This is a genomic window from Streptomyces sp. NPDC046831 (assembly GCF_040645305.1).
GTDB lineage: Bacteria > Actinomycetota > Actinomycetes > Streptomycetales > Streptomycetaceae > Streptomyces.
This window is the reverse complement of record NZ_JBEYXZ010000001.1, coordinates 247,605-263,032: the sequence shown is the minus strand read 5'-3', so window position 1 is coordinate 263,032 and position 15,428 is coordinate 247,605. Positions and strand designations below refer to the sequence as shown.

14 protein-coding genes are annotated in these 15,428 nt (G+C 71.8%); 6 read left to right on the top strand and 8 right to left on the bottom strand.

Going from position 1 to position 15,428, the window contains the following annotated elements:
• Positions 1 to 24: 24 nt before the first annotated feature.
• The 4 genes from ABZ920_RS01050 to ABZ920_RS01035 all read right to left on the bottom strand — a co-directional run bounded on the left by ABZ920_RS01050 (position 25) and on the right by ABZ920_RS01035 (position 3,755).
• Positions 25 to 837, bottom strand: a complete 813-nt coding sequence (locus ABZ920_RS01050) for a class II aldolase/adducin family protein (protein WP_361497132.1) — start codon at positions 835 to 837, stop codon at positions 25 to 27.
• A 48-nt stretch (positions 838 to 885) separates the two neighbouring features.
• Entirely contained in the window at positions 886 to 2,424 is a 1,539-nt protein-coding gene (locus ABZ920_RS01045; protein ID WP_361497129.1) for an FAD/NAD(P)-binding protein, read from the bottom strand.
• A 152-nt stretch (positions 2,425 to 2,576) separates the two neighbouring features.
• Positions 2,577 to 3,122: a flavin reductase family protein gene (locus ABZ920_RS01040; protein ID WP_361497126.1), complete on the bottom strand. Its 546-nt coding sequence runs from the start codon at positions 3,120 to 3,122 to the stop codon at positions 2,577 to 2,579.
• A 312-nt stretch (positions 3,123 to 3,434) separates the two neighbouring features.
• On the bottom strand, positions 3,435 to 3,755 hold the full coding sequence (locus tag ABZ920_RS01035) for a LysR family transcriptional regulator (protein WP_361497123.1): 321 nt from the start codon (positions 3,753 to 3,755) through the stop codon (positions 3,435 to 3,437).
• A gap of 559 nt (positions 3,756 to 4,314) precedes the next feature.
• Here ABZ920_RS01035 and ABZ920_RS01030 point away from each other — a divergent pair.
• Positions 4,315 to 4,470 carry a shikimate kinase gene (locus tag ABZ920_RS01030; RefSeq protein WP_361497120.1) on the top strand — a complete coding sequence of 52 codons (156 nt, stop codon included), beginning with the start codon at positions 4,315 to 4,317 and terminating at the stop codon, positions 4,468 to 4,470.
• 636 nt (positions 4,471 to 5,106) lie between these two features.
• Here ABZ920_RS01030 and ABZ920_RS01025 read toward each other — a convergent pair.
• The gene (locus ABZ920_RS01025) at positions 5,107 to 5,778 is read right to left on the bottom strand and encodes a ScbR family autoregulator-binding transcription factor (RefSeq protein WP_361497117.1); all 672 of its coding nucleotides are present in this window, start codon (positions 5,776 to 5,778) and stop codon (positions 5,107 to 5,109) included.
• A 188-nt stretch (positions 5,779 to 5,966) separates the two neighbouring features.
• Here ABZ920_RS01025 and ABZ920_RS01020 point away from each other — a divergent pair, with 188 nt between their 5' ends.
• Positions 5,967 to 6,926 carry a ScbA/BarX family gamma-butyrolactone biosynthesis protein gene (locus tag ABZ920_RS01020; protein ID WP_361497114.1) on the top strand — a complete coding sequence of 320 codons (960 nt, stop codon included), beginning with the start codon at positions 5,967 to 5,969 and terminating at the stop codon, positions 6,924 to 6,926.
• Between the two features lie 580 nt (positions 6,927 to 7,506).
• On the opposite strand, the gene ABZ920_RS01015 is transcribed toward ABZ920_RS01020, so the two are convergent.
• On the bottom strand, positions 7,507 to 8,268 hold the full coding sequence (locus tag ABZ920_RS01015; RefSeq protein ID WP_361497595.1) for a glucose 1-dehydrogenase: 762 nt from the start codon (positions 8,266 to 8,268) through the stop codon (positions 7,507 to 7,509).
• Positions 8,269 to 8,510: 242 nt separating this feature from the next.
• On the opposite strand from ABZ920_RS01015, the gene ABZ920_RS01010 reads away from it, so the two are divergent.
• Positions 8,511 to 9,440, top strand: coding sequence for an NAD(P)-dependent oxidoreductase (locus tag ABZ920_RS01010; protein WP_361497111.1), 930 nt, complete (start codon positions 8,511 to 8,513; stop codon positions 9,438 to 9,440).
• A gap of 180 nt (positions 9,441 to 9,620) precedes the next feature.
• Here the strand turns inward: ABZ920_RS01010 and ABZ920_RS01005 are convergent, their stop codons facing one another.
• Positions 9,621 to 10,832, bottom strand: a complete 1,212-nt coding sequence (locus ABZ920_RS01005; protein WP_361497108.1) for an acyl-CoA dehydrogenase family protein — start codon at positions 10,830 to 10,832, stop codon at positions 9,621 to 9,623.
• A 55-nt stretch (positions 10,833 to 10,887) separates the two neighbouring features.
• Positions 10,888 to 12,399 (bottom strand): FAD-binding oxidoreductase, encoded by a 1,512-nt coding sequence (locus tag ABZ920_RS01000; RefSeq protein WP_361497105.1) that lies wholly within the window; start codon positions 12,397 to 12,399, stop codon positions 10,888 to 10,890.
• A 651-nt stretch (positions 12,400 to 13,050) separates the two neighbouring features.
• On the opposite strand from ABZ920_RS01000, the gene ABZ920_RS00995 reads away from it, so the two are divergent.
• From ABZ920_RS00995 to ABZ920_RS00985, 3 genes are all read left to right on the top strand, one after another.
• Positions 13,051 to 13,236, top strand: a complete 186-nt coding sequence (locus ABZ920_RS00995; protein WP_361497622.1) for a hypothetical protein — start codon at positions 13,051 to 13,053, stop codon at positions 13,234 to 13,236.
• Between the two features lie 608 nt (positions 13,237 to 13,844).
• A protein-coding gene (locus ABZ920_RS00990; RefSeq protein WP_361497103.1) for an IS5 family transposase occupies positions 13,845 to 14,653 on the top strand; the annotation gives its coding sequence in 2 pieces (ribosomal slippage) (positions 13,845 to 14,192 and positions 14,195 to 14,653; 807 coding nt in all).
• Positions 14,654 to 14,741: 88 nt separating this feature from the next.
• Positions 14,742 to 15,332 carry a hypothetical protein gene (locus ABZ920_RS00985; protein WP_361497100.1) on the top strand — a complete coding sequence of 197 codons (591 nt, stop codon included), beginning with the start codon at positions 14,742 to 14,744 and terminating at the stop codon, positions 15,330 to 15,332.
• Positions 15,333 to 15,428 lie beyond the last annotated feature (96 nt).

Here is a 15,428-nt window from a genome sequence, read left to right as displayed (position 1 = left end):
GCCGCCGGTTCTCCTGAGCACCGCCTACTCCTGGAGCAGGTCGGGCTGCTCGGCGGCGATCTCGTTCCACAGCAGCTGGAAGCTGAACCAGCCCAGCTGCTCGTCCCCGAAGCCCTCGCGGGCGGCCAGGGCCTGCTCGTGGGTGAAGGTCTGCGGGGTGCCCGCGGCCTGTGCGAGCAGCTGCACCTGGGCGCAGCTGTCGTAGGTGAAGAACCAGTGGACGGCCTCGTCGAGGGAGCCGCCCACGGTGATCAGTCCGTGGTGGCGCAGCAGGATGGCCCGGTTGTCGCCGAGTTTCTCGGCGATGTCGCGGCCCTGGGCGACCGAGACGGAGGGGCCCTCGTAGTCGCCGTAGAGCACCTGGCGGCCGTAGAACGCGGCGGACTCCTGGTCGATGGGCTCCAGGAGCCGGCCCAGGACGCCCAGGGCCCGGGAGTGGGGGGTGTGGGCGTGGGCGGCGGCGGTGGCGCCGGGGTGCAGTTCGTGGATCTGCGAGTGGATCACGAAGGCGCTGGGGTTGACCGGGTGGCGGCCGCTGACGACGCGTCCGGTGGAGTCGACGCAGATCAGGTCGGCGACGCGGACCTGGTTGAAGGAGACGCCGAAGGGATTGACCCAGAAGCGGTCCTCGTGTTCGGGGTCGCGCACGGAGATGTGGCCGGATATGCCTTCGCCGAACCCGTACTTGCCGAACAGTCTCAGGGCGGCGGCCAGCCGCTGCTTGCGGTGGCGGCGGGCCTCGTCGTACGTGGCGAAGTGCGGCTCGCCGGGGATCGGCAGCCCGGTGGCGGTGTCGGCGAGATGGGCGGGGCGGGGCTCGGTGACGGTCGTGCTCATGCGCGGGTAGGTCCTTCCTGGAGGGCGGTGGCCCGGGGCGGCGTGCCGTCAGGCGGCGACCGGTTCGGCCTCGCTGCGGGCGGCGTTCACGGTGGCGGAGTGCTCGAGGATCGCCGCGACGATGTCCTGGCTGCGGTCGACGAGGGAGGGGATGCCGAAGGTGAAGAACAGGGCTCCGGCGGCGATGTTGCCGAGCCCGTACAGGCGCGGGTCGGGCCGGCCGTTGCTGGTGAGCCGGCTGGTGGCGCGGGCCAGTTGCAGCCCGCCGTGCGGGTGGCGGCTGGCCGCGCGGGCCCGGATCAGCGAGGTGACCAGGGACAGCGCGCTGGTGGGGATGCGCCCCTCGGAGGCGTTGACGGCGCTGATCACCCGGTCGGCGCGGAACTCGGTGCCGTCGGCCGTGAGCACGTCGAAGCCGCTGTCGTCGGCGGGGGTGATGTCGAGCAGGCCGGAGTACATCTCCAGCTGCCCCCTCTCGACCAGTTCGAGCAGCACGGTGGCGCTGCCCGGCGGCATCGGGCAGCACAGGCTCATGAGGGTGCGGTAGTGGGCGCGCAGGACCTGAACCTTGTCCTCCTCGCGCAGCAGCGGCCATACGTCGGGGCCGGTGGCCGGCACGGCGCGCTGCAGGATGCGCAGGCCCATGTGCGGCGAGTCGACCTCGTCGATCTGGCGGCGCAGCCGGTCGACCGGGTCCTCCAGGTCGACGCGGATGATCTCGTGGACGACGGCGTCGAGGTCGGCTCCGGCGTCGCGGAACTCGGCCCGCATCACCGCGGCGACGTCCTCGATGGCCAGCTCGCGCCGCCCCTTGGCCGTGGTGCGCATCCGCTCCGGCGTCAGATGGCGCAGCTCGAAGTGGACGGGACGCTGCCTCACGCCGGGCAGCACACCGCGCCGGGACAGCAGGCTGATCGGGCCCTGGTGGCCGCGGGCGGCCAGCGACAGCACGATGTCGACGGCGGTCAGGCCGCTGCCGATGACGGCCACGTGCTCGTCCTCGCCGATGTCCTCCAGCGTGCCGGAGACCGGGTAGGGGTCGCTGACGAAGCCGGGGGTGCCGCCGAGGCCGTAGACGTCCTTCGGGCTGTCTCCGCCGACGGACAGGACGACGTAGTCGAAGGCGCGGGAGGCTCCCGGGCCGGTGCGCAGCAGCACCTGGTTGGGCAGCCGGGCGGCTGAGGTGACGGCCTCGCCGATGATGTCCACGCGCCAGCCCTGGCGCCGCAGTTCGCCGAGGGCCGCGTTAGCGGACTCCTCCAGGTAGTCGCCGTAGACCGGGCGGGGGGCGAACCGGGCCCCGGAGATTGGGTCGACGCCCCGCGAGACGCCGGTGACGCGGTCCCGCCTGTCGAGCCAGCGTTCGAAGTGGCCCAGGTCTGCGGCGCGTACCGACATGTCGTCGGGGGTCGCGTTCACGCGCAGCGTCTGGGAGTCCGCCTGGTAGGCCCGGCCGCGCCACAGGTGGGGCGACGGCTCGAACACGGTGAGGGTGCCCGGGTCGCCCTCGCTGCGGGCCAGGGCGTCGACCAGGCAGACGGCGGCCGCGCCGCCGCCGACGACGCCGATCGAGATTGCAGAGGACATGTGTCAGTCACCTCTCGGTATGCGGACGGCTCGGGGCGGGGAGGCGCAGGAGCCCGGCGCCGGGCGGGTTCGGGGCGCGGTGGTCGGCTCCTGCCGTGTGCGGACGGACGGGCCTCACCAGGTGTGCCTGCGCAGGGGCGGGCCTGCGGGTGTCATGCCTGCGGGGGCTCCAAGCGGTGGAAACTGCCCTGCAGGAAGACCGGCGGGGAGCGGGTGTCGCCGCGCACACCGAGCCCGACGACCTCGCCGATCACCATGACGTGGTCGCCGGCCACCACGTGGTCGCGGTAGCGGCACTCCATCCAGCCCGCGGCGTCGAAGAGCAACGTGCCGGTGCGGACGCCGAGTTCGGCGGGCTGGGTGCGCACCGCCTCGTCGCGCTCGGCGCGCGGGCGGGCGAAGAGCCGGGCCAGGCCCTCCGAGCCGCCGCCGAGGAGGGAGATGCCCCAGACCCTGGCCGCCGTCAGGTCGGTGAGGAAGCCGGAGTCGCTGCGGAAGCTGACCGACACCAGGGGCGGCTCGAGCGACACGGAGGTGAGGGAGTTGACGGTGAGCGCGCTGTGCCGACGGCCGTGCTGTTCCTGGCGGTGCGTGCTCACCACACACACGCCGGTCGCGAAGTGACGCATGACGGCGCGCAGGTCGCTCGGGGCGTCGACGGCACCCGTCGTCCGATCCGCTGCTGGGGCCTGGCCCATGGTGGGTCCTCTCCGGGGCTTGGGACGTGCGGCGCGGAGTCTGCGGTCGGTGTCACCGGGGCGGCCGGGCCGAGGGCAGAGCGCAGGAAAGACGCATGCGGATGTCCGAAAGTGACGAAACGATCCGCTGCCAGCGACTGTAGGAACGGACCCGATCTGCCATTTGCCGCCCCGCGCACGAGCCCTTGCGGAATCACGCCCCTCCCCCGGTTTCCCGGCCCGACCGCCCCGCACCCGCCGGAGTGTGCGCGCACCACGCGGGACGGCCGGCCCCTTCGGGGGCCGGCCGGTGACAGAGGGGTGCGGGGCCGCTCAGAGCAGGGCGCGCCGGGGCGCCGGGCGCCCGCGGTGGCCGCGCGGGCGCTGTGCCTGCTGCGTGGCCAGGGCGATTTCACGCCGGGCGACCTCGGTGATCTCGATGATGCGCTCGGCGTGCGGCAGCAGCCGCACTCCCGCTTCGGTCAGGGACAGTTGGCGCCGGCTGCGGTCGAACAGCTCGGTCCCGACAGCCTCTTCGAGGTTCTTGATCTGGGCGGTCACGGTCGACTGGGCGTAGTGGAGGTTCTTGGCGGCCCTGGTGAAACTCAGCTCGGCCGCCACCTCCCTGAAGGCCCGTAACTGCTGGAACTGCACGGCACGGCCCCTTTCTCCGGCCACGTTCCCCCGACATGAAAAATAAGATACCAGCTTGCACGTTTTTTTGACCCCTCGTGCAGGGTACGGTCGGCCACGGGCCCGGCCGGCGGCTCCCGTCACGCCGGTCCTTCAGTCCGCCATCGCGGCCGGTGACATCAGATCCCGGGCGATCTGCGGCAGCACCCGGTCCAGCAACTCCCCCTCGCGTACGGCCCCTTCGGCGGTGCGCGGCACGTCGTCCACGGCCACGGCATGCGCGTACAGGGCGGGCAGAGTGCGCCGGCAGGCCGCGAGCACGGCCCGCCGCCCGGCGATCTGCGATGACCGGGCGCCGGCAGGTCAGGTCGCACCCCACGGCACGCTCGCGGACACCGGCCATCCCCAGGGTCCGGCCCGCCGCCCCGACCCGCGGAGGACGCCTTGACCGGCCACCGGCCCCACCCGCCGGCCGCCCTCCCCTCCTCCCCCTGACCCGACCTCTTTCCGGCGCCGCACCGGGCCGCCGCGGACGGCCGCGGCGCCGGGCGGGCACCCATGAGGCCGGTCGCCGCCTGTCGTGGGTCCGCCCGGGGCGGGCAAGTCCACGATGGGACGGCTGACGGCCGAGCGGCTCGGGGCCGGCTTCCGGGACACCGGCGAGGACGTCGAAGAGCGCACCGGACGGTCCGTCACACAGGTCTTTCGCCGCGTACGGGGAAGGCCGCTTCCGTGAGCTGGAGCGGGCGGCGGTGCGGATCGCGTCGCCGGACACGAAGGCGTGCTCGCGCCGGGCGGAGGTGCCGTCGTCGACCCCGTCACCCGCGGGCTGCTCGCGGGCGGTTTGGTGGCGGGTGTCGACGCCGGGGTCCAAGAGGTGCCGGGCCGCCGCCAGGGTGTCACGTCCCCGGCCGCTGCTCGCCGGGGACGCCTCCGCCCGGCTGCGCGAACCGCCCCGCACAGCGCGCGCCGCTGGACCGCGAGGCCGCCCGGATGACCGTACCCGCCCGGAACCGCAGCGCGGCACAGGTCACCCGGGCGGCCCTGCTCGCCCTGTCCCGCCACCCGGCGCAGTGACCGGCGGCAGCGGGTTCACCGGCAGCCATCCGGTACTACCGAGTGCGGCGACACCACCGGCCTCACCGGCGACGGCCCGGCACACCCGGCACTGTCCGGCCTCGCACACGACGGCCCGGGACGCCGGGCATCGTCCGGCCTCACCGACGACGGCCCCACACGCCGGGCACCGTCCGAACCCACGGACGATCCGGGCCCGAGATCCTCTCGCGCCCGGGTAAGCGGCAGGCGGCGGCAACGTGTGCCGGGTCCCCCGCCCCGGCACACCCGGCGCCGCGCTCCTGCCTGCGGCCGGCTATGCGCCGGCCCGCTCCGCGGCCCTTTCGACCCTGGCCATCAGCCGCTTGCCGCGGTCGGTCGTGATGTCCAGCTGCTCGAGGGTCTCGGGGGTCGCGAGCGCGCGCGCCAGTCCCCGGTAGAGGATCGCTATGCGTTCCTCCAGGTCACTGCGGTCGCTCATCACCTCCGACATCAGCTGCACCCCGCTGAACGCGCCTACGATCATCTGCGCGGCGTCGTTGACGTCGACGCCCGGCAGCAGCTCGCCCCGCTCCTGCGCCTCGGCGAGGATCCTGGTGTGCACGTCGATCCACGCCTGGTACGGAACCCGGCGGTTGATCTCGTGCACCTGGTCCACCGCCAGCCGGATACTGCCCTGCAGCATCCGGTCGAAGGTCAGGCGGTGCGCCACGAGCAGCCCGACGTCGAGGGCGTCCTGGAGCTTGACCGTCCGCTCGCCGGGCGGCACCTCGAGGTAGCCGATCTGACCGCTGACCTGTTCGTCCAGCACTGCCTGGGCAAGTTCCACCTTGGACGCGAAGTGGAAGTAGAAGGCTCCCTTCGTCACCCCGCAACGGCTGTAGACGTCGAAGATCGTGGCCCCGGCGAAGCCGCGATCGGCGAAGACCTCCCCGGCTGCATCCAGGATCGCTTTCCTGGTCCTGACCGCACGCTCCTGTCGCGCCACGCGGCCTCCCATCTGTGCCCAGCCGCCCGGGGGGACGGCTCCCTGTGCGTGCTCCGGCGGGCCGCTCTCCGACTCATTGAAAAACAAACCCGCATGCCTGTACCTTACCGAGCGCGGGGGGGGATCAGCCATACCCCACGCGTCATGCACCTTCACCCAGGAGAGAAGACGCGATGACCTTGAGCGCTATGGCTTCGAAGATCCGGGACGTGCACAGAGGGGCGCACCACGCCGTATTCCCGGAGATCACGGCGGGTGGACCGCCGAGCCTGCCGGTGCTGCCGGTGGACAGGACACTCGTGCACCGGGCGCATCTGTACGATGCGCTGCCCACACAACTGACACGCCACGACGACACACATTTCACCGTTTCCGCACGCTGGCCGCGTGATCACCGGCTCTTCGTGACGTCGGACGGCCGCTACACGGCCTCACTCGTGCTGGAGACGATCCGGCAGACCACGCTTCTGGTCTCGCACGCGCAGCTCGGTGTTCCCCTGGGGCACCACTTCGTGATGTGGGAGCTGTGCCACCGCCTCGACGCCGAACTGCTGGCCCGCGGCACGGCCCCCGAGGGCGTCACGCTGGATGTCGAGGTCACGGAGCTGCGCCGGCGCGGGGCCGTGCCGGCCGGCGTGGCGATGGAGATGACGATCCGGATGGCGGGCCACGCCGTCGGCTCCGGCTCCATCCGTTTCAACATCACCTCGCCCGCGGCCTACGAACGAATACGCGGGAGCGTCCCCGCTTCCGACGACCCCGCCTTCGCGGACGCGCTGCCCGATCCGGTGGACCCGCCGACCGTCCACCACACCCGGGAGTGCGACGTGGTCCTCGCGGACACCGACGAGCCCGGCCGCTGGCAGCTGCGGGCCGATCCGGCCAACGAGCTCTTCTTCGACCGGGTCAACGACCACATCCCGGCGATGGTCCTGGTGGAAGCCGCCCAGCAGGCCGCGAACATGCTCGTGCCCCGGGGCCGGTTCAGCCCGTCGTCCTCCGAGATGAACTTCAGCCGGTACGTCGAGTTCGGCATCCCCTGCCGGATCGAGGCCCGCCCCTTCACCGCCGAGGACGGAACGACCTCGGTCAGCATCACCGGTCACCAGGACGAGCAACTCGCCTTCGTGATCCGGTTCGCCCGCTAGGGCATCGCGGCGCCACGCCGCCTCCCCCGCGCGAGGCCGCCCGGCAGGGCCGCCGTCCCGCTCTTCGACGAAAACCGAGCCGCCACCTTCGTACAGGTCCGTGCACGAGCTGCCGTTTCGGATGTGCCCTCGCCGTTGCCTGGCGCCTGCCGGCCTGCCGCCGGCCCGTCGCAGGGTGCGTACCCGGGCGCTTGCGTCCGTGCGGCATCCGTGAACCCGGCCCGCCGGCTCGTCACCGTCCGTGTGCCGGGGCAGGAGATCCCCCGGCACAACGCACCCCCCGAGGGCTTCGCCGTCGCGCCTTCCCGCGTCAGGGCCGAACTTCGCCGTGCCCGGACGCGGGAAGGCACGCACCTGCCGATCACCCGCCCACCACAGCACAGCACCGCACTCAGTACAGCACCGCGCCACGAAGACAGGGCGCCGTCCACCGGGCTCCGACGCAAGGAGCGGCGCCCTGTCTTCTCGTGTCCCGTCAAAGGAGCCGGTCGACACCATGACTCGTCCGCGGTTACCCCCTCCGCACGGCCGCCCGCCCGCTACCGGGGACCACGCGGACGACCACGGCTGCCCGTTTCGGTCAACGGACCGTCCAGCCGCCGTCCACCGGAACGGTGGCGCCGACGACGAACGAAGCCCGATCGCTGACGAGCCAGGCGGCCGCCTCGGCGATCTCCTCGGGGTCCGCGATCCGTGGCAGGGGCGCGGCGCCGCGCAGCAACTCCTCGGCGCCGGGATCCTGTTCGAGCCAGTCGTCGATCATCTCGCTGCGGGTCGAGCCCGGTGCGACCGAGTTGATGCGAATGCCGCGCGCCGCGTACTCGGCGGCCGCCGCCTTCGTCAGTCCGAGCACGGCGTGCTTGGAAGCGACGTAGGGGGCCGCCACTGGGGTGGCGACCAGCCCCGCGGTACTGCTGGTGTTCACGATGGCGCCACCACGCTGCAGCATCGCGGGGATCTGGTGCCGCATACAGTTCCACACCCCGCGCACGTTGGTGTCCATGATCAGGTCGTACATCTCGTCCGCCATCACATGCAGGGGGACCTGGGCGGCGCCGACGCCGGCGTTGTTGAAGGCGACATCCAGCCGTCCGAAGCGCTCGAGCGTGCGGTCCACCGCCTCGGCCACCTCGGCGCTGCGCGCGACATCCGCCGTCGTGTAGTGCGCCTCGTAGCCCTTGCCGCGCAATTCACGGGTGAGAGCGTGCAGTTTCTCCTCACGGCGGGCCACCAGCATGACCGCCGCGCCTTCGCGGCAGAACACACGTGCGGCCGCAGCGCCGATCCCGCTGCTCGCCCCACTGATAAAGGCACATTTACCTGCGAGAAGGCGCTCCTGCATCATGCTCCCAAGTTATCGGAGGAGCACCTTCCACTATCGCTCGGGCAAACAATTGACCTGATCCCTTCCTCCGTTCTCCGGGCCTTCGTCCCGGCTTCAGCGACCGGACCGCTTCCCCTGCCCGCCCGCCGACTTGACGCGCGTGGCCGAATACGGGCGCCCCGCACAGCCTCCGCCCGCCTTCCCCGACCTCTCCAGGACCTGCCGGACCGCTTCCACGCCTGACTGAAAGGGATGAACACATGGCACCGAGTCGCATCCTGATGACCGGAGGCACCGGTTTCATCGGCGCCCGGGTGACCGCGCTCCTCACGTCCGCAAGCCTCCAACAACCCCGCCCGGCGCTGCGCCTGCTCGCCCACCGCTCCCGGCCCCAACTGCCCCGCACCGGCCAGGTGGAGGTCCGCCAGGGCAGCCTCACCGACCCCGAGTCCCTGCGTGGGCTGTGCGACGGCGTCGACACAGTGCTGCACCTGGCCTCGCAGATCGGCGGCAGCCCGCAGCGGTGCCACGCGGTCAACGACGCCGGCACCGGGGCGCTGCTGGCCGAGGCGGAGCGCAGCGGCGTACAGCGGATCATCCAGCTGGGCACCACCGCCGTGTACCGTGACGGCCGTCATGTAGGCGTGCGGGAAGGAGAGGTGCCGCTCGAACCGGCCTCCCCGACCAGCATCACCCGGCTGGCCGGCGAGCAGCGGGTGCTGGCGGCAGGCGGACTGGTGCTGCGTCCGCACCTGGTCTACGGCCCCGGCGACGTGTGGGTGCTGCCGGCTCTGGCCCGGTTCATGACAGTGCTGCCGCACTGGGTGGACGGCGGCCGGGCGCTGATGACGGTGATCGGAGTCGACGACCTGGCCCGGGTGATCACCGGCTTCGCCCTGCGGCCCGAGCTGCCCACAAGCCAGGCACTGCACGTCGGCCGCCCAGAACCGGTCAGCGGGCACGAGCTGTTCACAGCGGCGGCCCGGGCCCTTAACCTGCCCCTGCCGGCCGGCGAGGTGTCGCACGCACAGGCCCGCACCTGGCCCGGCACACACTACGACCCCGGCTGGCAGCGGCACCTGTCGCTGCTCACGGTGGACCACTGGTACGACACCTCCCGGCTGTGGCGGCTGCTGGACTGCACGCCCGGTACGGGCTTCGCCGAGGACTTCGCCACCGGCGCCGTCTGATAACGGCTCCCACCTCGCCGGACAGCGGGCCGGGGTCAGTGCCCCCACAGGTACTGCCGCTGCGGCGCGCTCCGCAGGACTTGATGAGGGGTGGTGCGGTTGACGTCGCGAGCCGGTCCTCGCTGTCGGTGTGGTGTGCTGCCGGGCGTACGACGGTGGGGCGCCGCCCCGGTCGCGGGGCTACCGGAGGACGCCCACGCTGTAGGCGTTGTGCGGGACGCCGCCCAGCAGATGGGCGCCCGCGGACTGGATGACCTGGTCCTGGGCGATGACGTGCTGGCACATCGTGTTGAGGTCGCGCAGCCAGCGGTCGAGCACGGAGGGCCGGTAGACCGCGGCGGTCGCCGCCAGGTCGAAGAGGCCGGCCACGACGGAACGGGCGGTGCGGAAGGCACCCACCCGGGCCAGCGCGGTCGCCACCTGCTCGTCCCGCGTGGGCACCTCACCGGCCTGGAGGATCTCCCACTGCTCACGCAGGCTGCCGTAGACGGCGTACCGGGCCGCGGCCAGGTCCATCTCGGCCCGGGCGATGGCCGTCTGGACGCGATAGCTCTCCGACCAGGGCGTCTGCGTGGTGCGGTCGATGCGCATCGCGGCCATCTGGCGCACATGGTCGATCGCGGCGCGGGCCACCCCCAGCGGCACGCCGGGCATGTTGCGCAGCACCGCGTCGCAGGTGGCGGCGGCTCCGGTGACCCTCGGCTCGGCGAAGCTGAACGTGTACTCCTCGGGCACGTACAGGTTCTGCGTGCTGTAGTCCCGGCTACCGGAGCCGGCCAGGCCGGTGGTGTACCAGGTGTCCTGGACCTCGAAGTCCTCGACGGGGGCCATGATGATGCGCCAGTTGCCCGGCGCTCCGGCCGGGCCGGGCTCGAGTTCGCCGCCACGGGTGACCAGCACCCCGCCCACGACCCAGGAGCTGTGCGTGATGCCGCTGCCGAAGTGCCACTGCCCGGTCACCCGGTAGCCGCCGGGCACCCGCTCGGCGCGTCCCATCGGCATGATCGCACCGGCGGTGACGGCGTCCGGGTCGGCCAGCAGCCGGCGTGCCACGTTCTCGGCGAGGAAGCCCGCGTAGATCGGGGTGTCCATCCCGATCATCGCGCACCAGGCGGCGGAGGCATCCCCGATGGCGAGGGCCTCGATCACTGCCGTCTGCTGCATGGCGTCGAGTTCGGGACCGCCCCACTGCTTGGGCAGGGCCATGCGGAAGACACCGGTCCCCCGCAGCAGCTCGACGACATCGTGCGGCAACTGGCGTTCGTTCTCCATGTCCTCGGCGCGCTCCCGCAGCCGGGGCGCGACAGCGCGGGCCCGCGCCAGGATCTCCTGGGCGGTGAGGGAAATCTCCGGTGCGGCGGAGGTGGAATCCAGAACTTCGGTCAGGCTCATACGGCGCTCTCCCAGCGTCCGGTGCGTGCGATGCGGGTCGCTCAGCGGGCGGTGCTCACGCGTAGCGGCCCGGGGCGATGACGTGGTGCGGGTCGACGGCGTTCTTCAGGCGCCGGGCGAAGGACCGCGCCCCGGTGCCCGCGGCCAGCCGGTCGGCCCACTCGGTGTGCTCGATGTCGAGGCGGTAGGGGATGAACCCCTCGGCGGCGAAGAGCTCGTAGAGCCGCTCCAGCGCCCGGTGGGCCCGCTCGCACTCCTCACCGTCGCGGGCGAACTTCATCGTCACGACACAGTCGACGACGTCCGGGCCGAGCACGTTGAGCGTGGCCCCGCAGCGCATCCCCGTCTCCGCGCGCACCTGCTCGACCAGCTCGTCCGCCCGCGCCAGCGCCGCCCCGGTGAACGGCACCAGCGGCAGGAAGAACAGAAAACCGCCCTCCTCGTCCAGCCGTCCGGCCGGACGCCCCGTTTTGGCCTCGAACAGCGCGTCCGTCGGATCGGGGTCACCCGCATACGCCCGCTCCACCCGCACGGCGATGTCATGGTTGGCCGCGCCCGGATCCCTCGCGTCGGTGTCAGACACGGCGGTGAACAGTCCGCACCTGACGGCCTCGACGGTGAGGATGCCGCTCAGCGCGTCCACGACCTCCCCGGTCCCGTCGACGCACACATGGACCAGGTACTGGCCGGGCTCACCGCCGTACGCCCTGGCCGCGGCCTCGTTGTAGATCTTCACCACACCGCGCGTCAGTCCCTGGCTCACCCAGCGCCGCACCTCGGCGGTGGCCGCCTGAACCTTGTCGGGGGTGAAGCTGAGCCGGACCACCCGCAGCGCCTCCGGCCGCGGCAGCAGCCGCACGGTGGCCGCGGTGACCACGCCGAGGTTGGACTGGACGAACAGCTGCACCAGCGAGGGACCCAGTCCGTGGGCGTAGATGGGGGTCTGGCGCTCTGCATCGGGCCACCAGCCGACCCGGATCAGCTCCCCGCTCGGCAGGACCACTTCCAGGCCCGTCAGATCCTCCACGCGCTGCTGGCGCAGGCCCACACCACGGTCCAGGGCGTTGCCGAGGACGGATGTGTGCGCCGAGGAGACCGTCACGTTCAGCATGCGCTCGCTGCCCTCGAGGAGCCGGGCGAGCCGTGCCTGAGTGACGCCGGGCTCCACCACAGCCCAGCCCTGAGCGACGTCGATGTCGCGGATCTGGTCGAGACCGGACAGGTCCAGCACGACCGCCCCGTCCTGCGCGGGCTCACGCGAGCCCAGTCCCCAGTTCCCGCCGGTGCTGAAGGCGTGCAGCCGGGCGCAGGTCTCCCCAGCGGCGAACAACTCGACGACGCACCGCACCTCCTCGGCCGTCTGCGGACGTACGACACCGAAAACAGCGCGCGAGCGGTACAGACCGACATTCGGACCCAGCAGGGCGGCCGGAACGCCGTGCGTCCCCTCCCCGGGGCAGGTGACCCGGTCCGCACCCACCACCTGAGCCGCCTTGCCCAGCACTGCCCGAAGGCCGGCCACGGCGGATGCCACCTGCCCGGCAGTTGCTTCAGGAACGACGGTCATCGAAACACCTCAAAGTTCCTTCGCGGCGGGGTGAGGACAGAGCCGGCGGCAGCCACGGACCGCGTTGCTCCTCAAAGACTCCACGTCCACCCTAGGAACGCCGGCACGTTCGCACTCCCACGATCGCGCACACACCCTGAGCAGTTCGCGCACACCTTCAGCTGCACATCCCGCCCCAACCCCAACCCCCCAACCCCCGGCCCACAAACCGACGAACCGACGAACCGACGAACCGACGAAGCGACGAAGCGACGAAGCGCAGCCGACCGACCGGATCCGCAGGTACAAAACCCCCGGGCCGCAGCCTCCCAGGACGGCCCACTCCCCCACCCCCACCACGCCCGCACAAGCTGTTGCCGCCCCGGCCGGCCACCACCAACGCAGGTAGTACCGCTCACCGGACGGCCGGCTGACGGCCGGCGGCCGGCGGCTAGCGGCTGACGGCTAGCGGCTGGTGACTGGCGGCTGGCGGCTGGCGGCTGGCGGCTGGCGGCTGGTGGCTGGTGGGGAAGGCCTGGTGCAGGACGTGGCCGTTGCCGCAGCCTGTGCTGACCGTAGCCGTGGACAGCCCTGCCCCCTCCACCGGCTGGGCGGCTGAACCGACGCGGGACGGCTTGGCGCGCCCAGCTCGCCGTGCACACCGGGGGACGGGTGCTACCGCGCTCCAGGCAGGGCACCGACACGACCGGCTCGCTTCCCCAGATCCGCACCGCGGCCATCGAGCAACTGCCCGCAGACACCGCCCTGGACGGCGAGCTGGCGATGCGGGAGCACGGCCGGCTCGCGTTCGAGCGGCTCCAGCAACGCCTGGCCCGGCGCGGGAGCGGCGCAGAATGAAGGGGCGGGCCGGTGGCCGGCGCACCACGTGGTCGTCGACCTGGTCCACGCTGGACGGGACCGACCCGGACCCGGCATGCGAGGCCCGCCCGGGCACGGCTCGTACAAAGCCGCGGCCGCCGGGCCACCGTCCGAGTTCGGTCAACAGGGCGACACCGTCGCCGACTTCTCCGGTCCGCCACCCGTAAATGTCCAGCAGCGACGCCCGACGACGCGGCCGCTGCCGAACTCGGTCAGCTAGAAGACGGCACCGGCCAGACGAAGCGCCGTCCCAGTCCTGCTTGTGGATCGCCACCCCCCCCGGGCGGCGGCGGCCTTGATGGCGGCGCCCCCGCTCACGGTGACGGTGTCACCGGCCGACAGCATCCGCTGCGCCCTGCCCCCGCGGGGATCAGATCTTCCAGATCGGAACCGGGCCGGTCCACCGCGGTGGCACGGACGGTGGCCGTGCCCTTGGTGGCAGCGGTGAACTCCCCGTCCGCGGCGCCGTCCACACCGGTGCCTGACCTGCCCGTGCCCCCCGGGCCCGCCGATGGCTGCCCGCCTCGGCGAGTGCGACCGTGACTTAGACGTCGTTTCTTATGGCGTGATCGGTCGTTGATCCGTGCATGACGGATCTCGTTGAGCGGCTGGTGCCGGACCAGCTGTGGGTGCTGTTTCGCCGAGTGGTGCCGCCGACGGAAGTGATAGGCCCACAGGGTGGGGGCCGGCGCCGAGCAGGTGACCGTGAGGCCCTGGCAGCGATCATCTTCGTGGCGACGTCGGGCTGCACATGGCGGCAGCTTCCACCGGTGTTCGGCCCGAGCTGGCAGACGGTCTACCGAAGGTTCGCCCAGTGGAACCGCGACCGGGTCTGGGCGAGGCTCCACCGCGTGATCCTCGACGAACTCGGAGTGCGAGGCGAGCTGGACTGGTCGCGGTGCGCGATCGATTCCGTGAGCCTGCGGGCCGCAAAGGGGGGCCACTGACGGGACCGAATCCGACCGATCGCGGCAAGTTGGGATCGAAGATCCACCTAATCACGGACAGGAACGGGCTGCCGCCGTCCCTGGATGTCTCCGGCGCGAACATGCACGACAGCCAGGGCCTGGAGCCCCTCGTGCGCGGCATCCCGCCCGTCCGGTCCCGCCGTGGGCCCCGGCGCCGCCGGCCCAAGAAACTGCACGCCGACAAGGGTTACGACTACGACCACCTCCGTCGCTGGCTTCGCGGGCGCGGTATCCGCCACCGCATCGCTCGCAAGGGGCACGAGTCCTCCCAGCGGCTGGGCCGCCACCGCTGGGTGGTCGAGAGAACCGTGTCCTGGCTGGCCGGCTGCCGCCGCTTGCACCGCCGCTACGAACGCAAAGCCGAGCACTTCCTCGCGTTCGTTGCCATCGCCGCAGCCCTCATCGGGTATCGCCGTCTCAGCAGATGAGCCTGGCCCACCGCGCAGACGCTGACCAGGCTCGCGTTGTCACCGGCAGCCCATAAGGTGCGCTCACCATCTCGAAGGAGGAACTGCCATGGGATTCTCGGGTCACCTGGTCTTCGCTCGCAGCAACCGCCCCCTGCTGGAAGCTCCCGTCTTCGACAGCCTCGACGAAGAACTCAAGGCAACCGTGCACACATGGGAGTCACGGTCGGGCGGCTGGCAGACGCTCCAGATCGATTCCGGGACATGGGACGACGCGGACCTGCCCGCCCTGGTGGAGTGGAGCAGTGCACCGGCCTGCGTCGCCGACGTCTCCGACAGTTCCCTCGCTCTCGTGACCGGGCTGGACACCACCGGACAGCGCTGGCAGGCGTGGCTCAACCTGGACATCGCCGCCAGGCTTCTCGCCGAGGAGCCCGAAGACCTCGAAGATCAACTCCTGTGGCTGGACACGCCAGAGTTCCACGAAGCCGTCAGACATAAGCGCGCCGAACTCGACGCCGAGATACCCACCGACGCCGAGGGCGCCGTTGCCTGGGCCGCAGCTGCTGGCGTCCCCGTCACGCCGGAGACAGCCAGGATTGAAGAGCTGCTTCGCTCACACGAGACCTTCGCAGAAGACCTCTTCAGCACGCTGCTCGACCAGCTGGGCTTTCCCCAGGCCACTCAAGCCCTCACCTGAACCATAAGAAATGACGTCTTAAGGGAACCCGGGCGCCGGAAAGCTGGCAGTGACCGTGACAGCAACCCTCACCTTCGTCCCGGCCAGGGGCCTGAA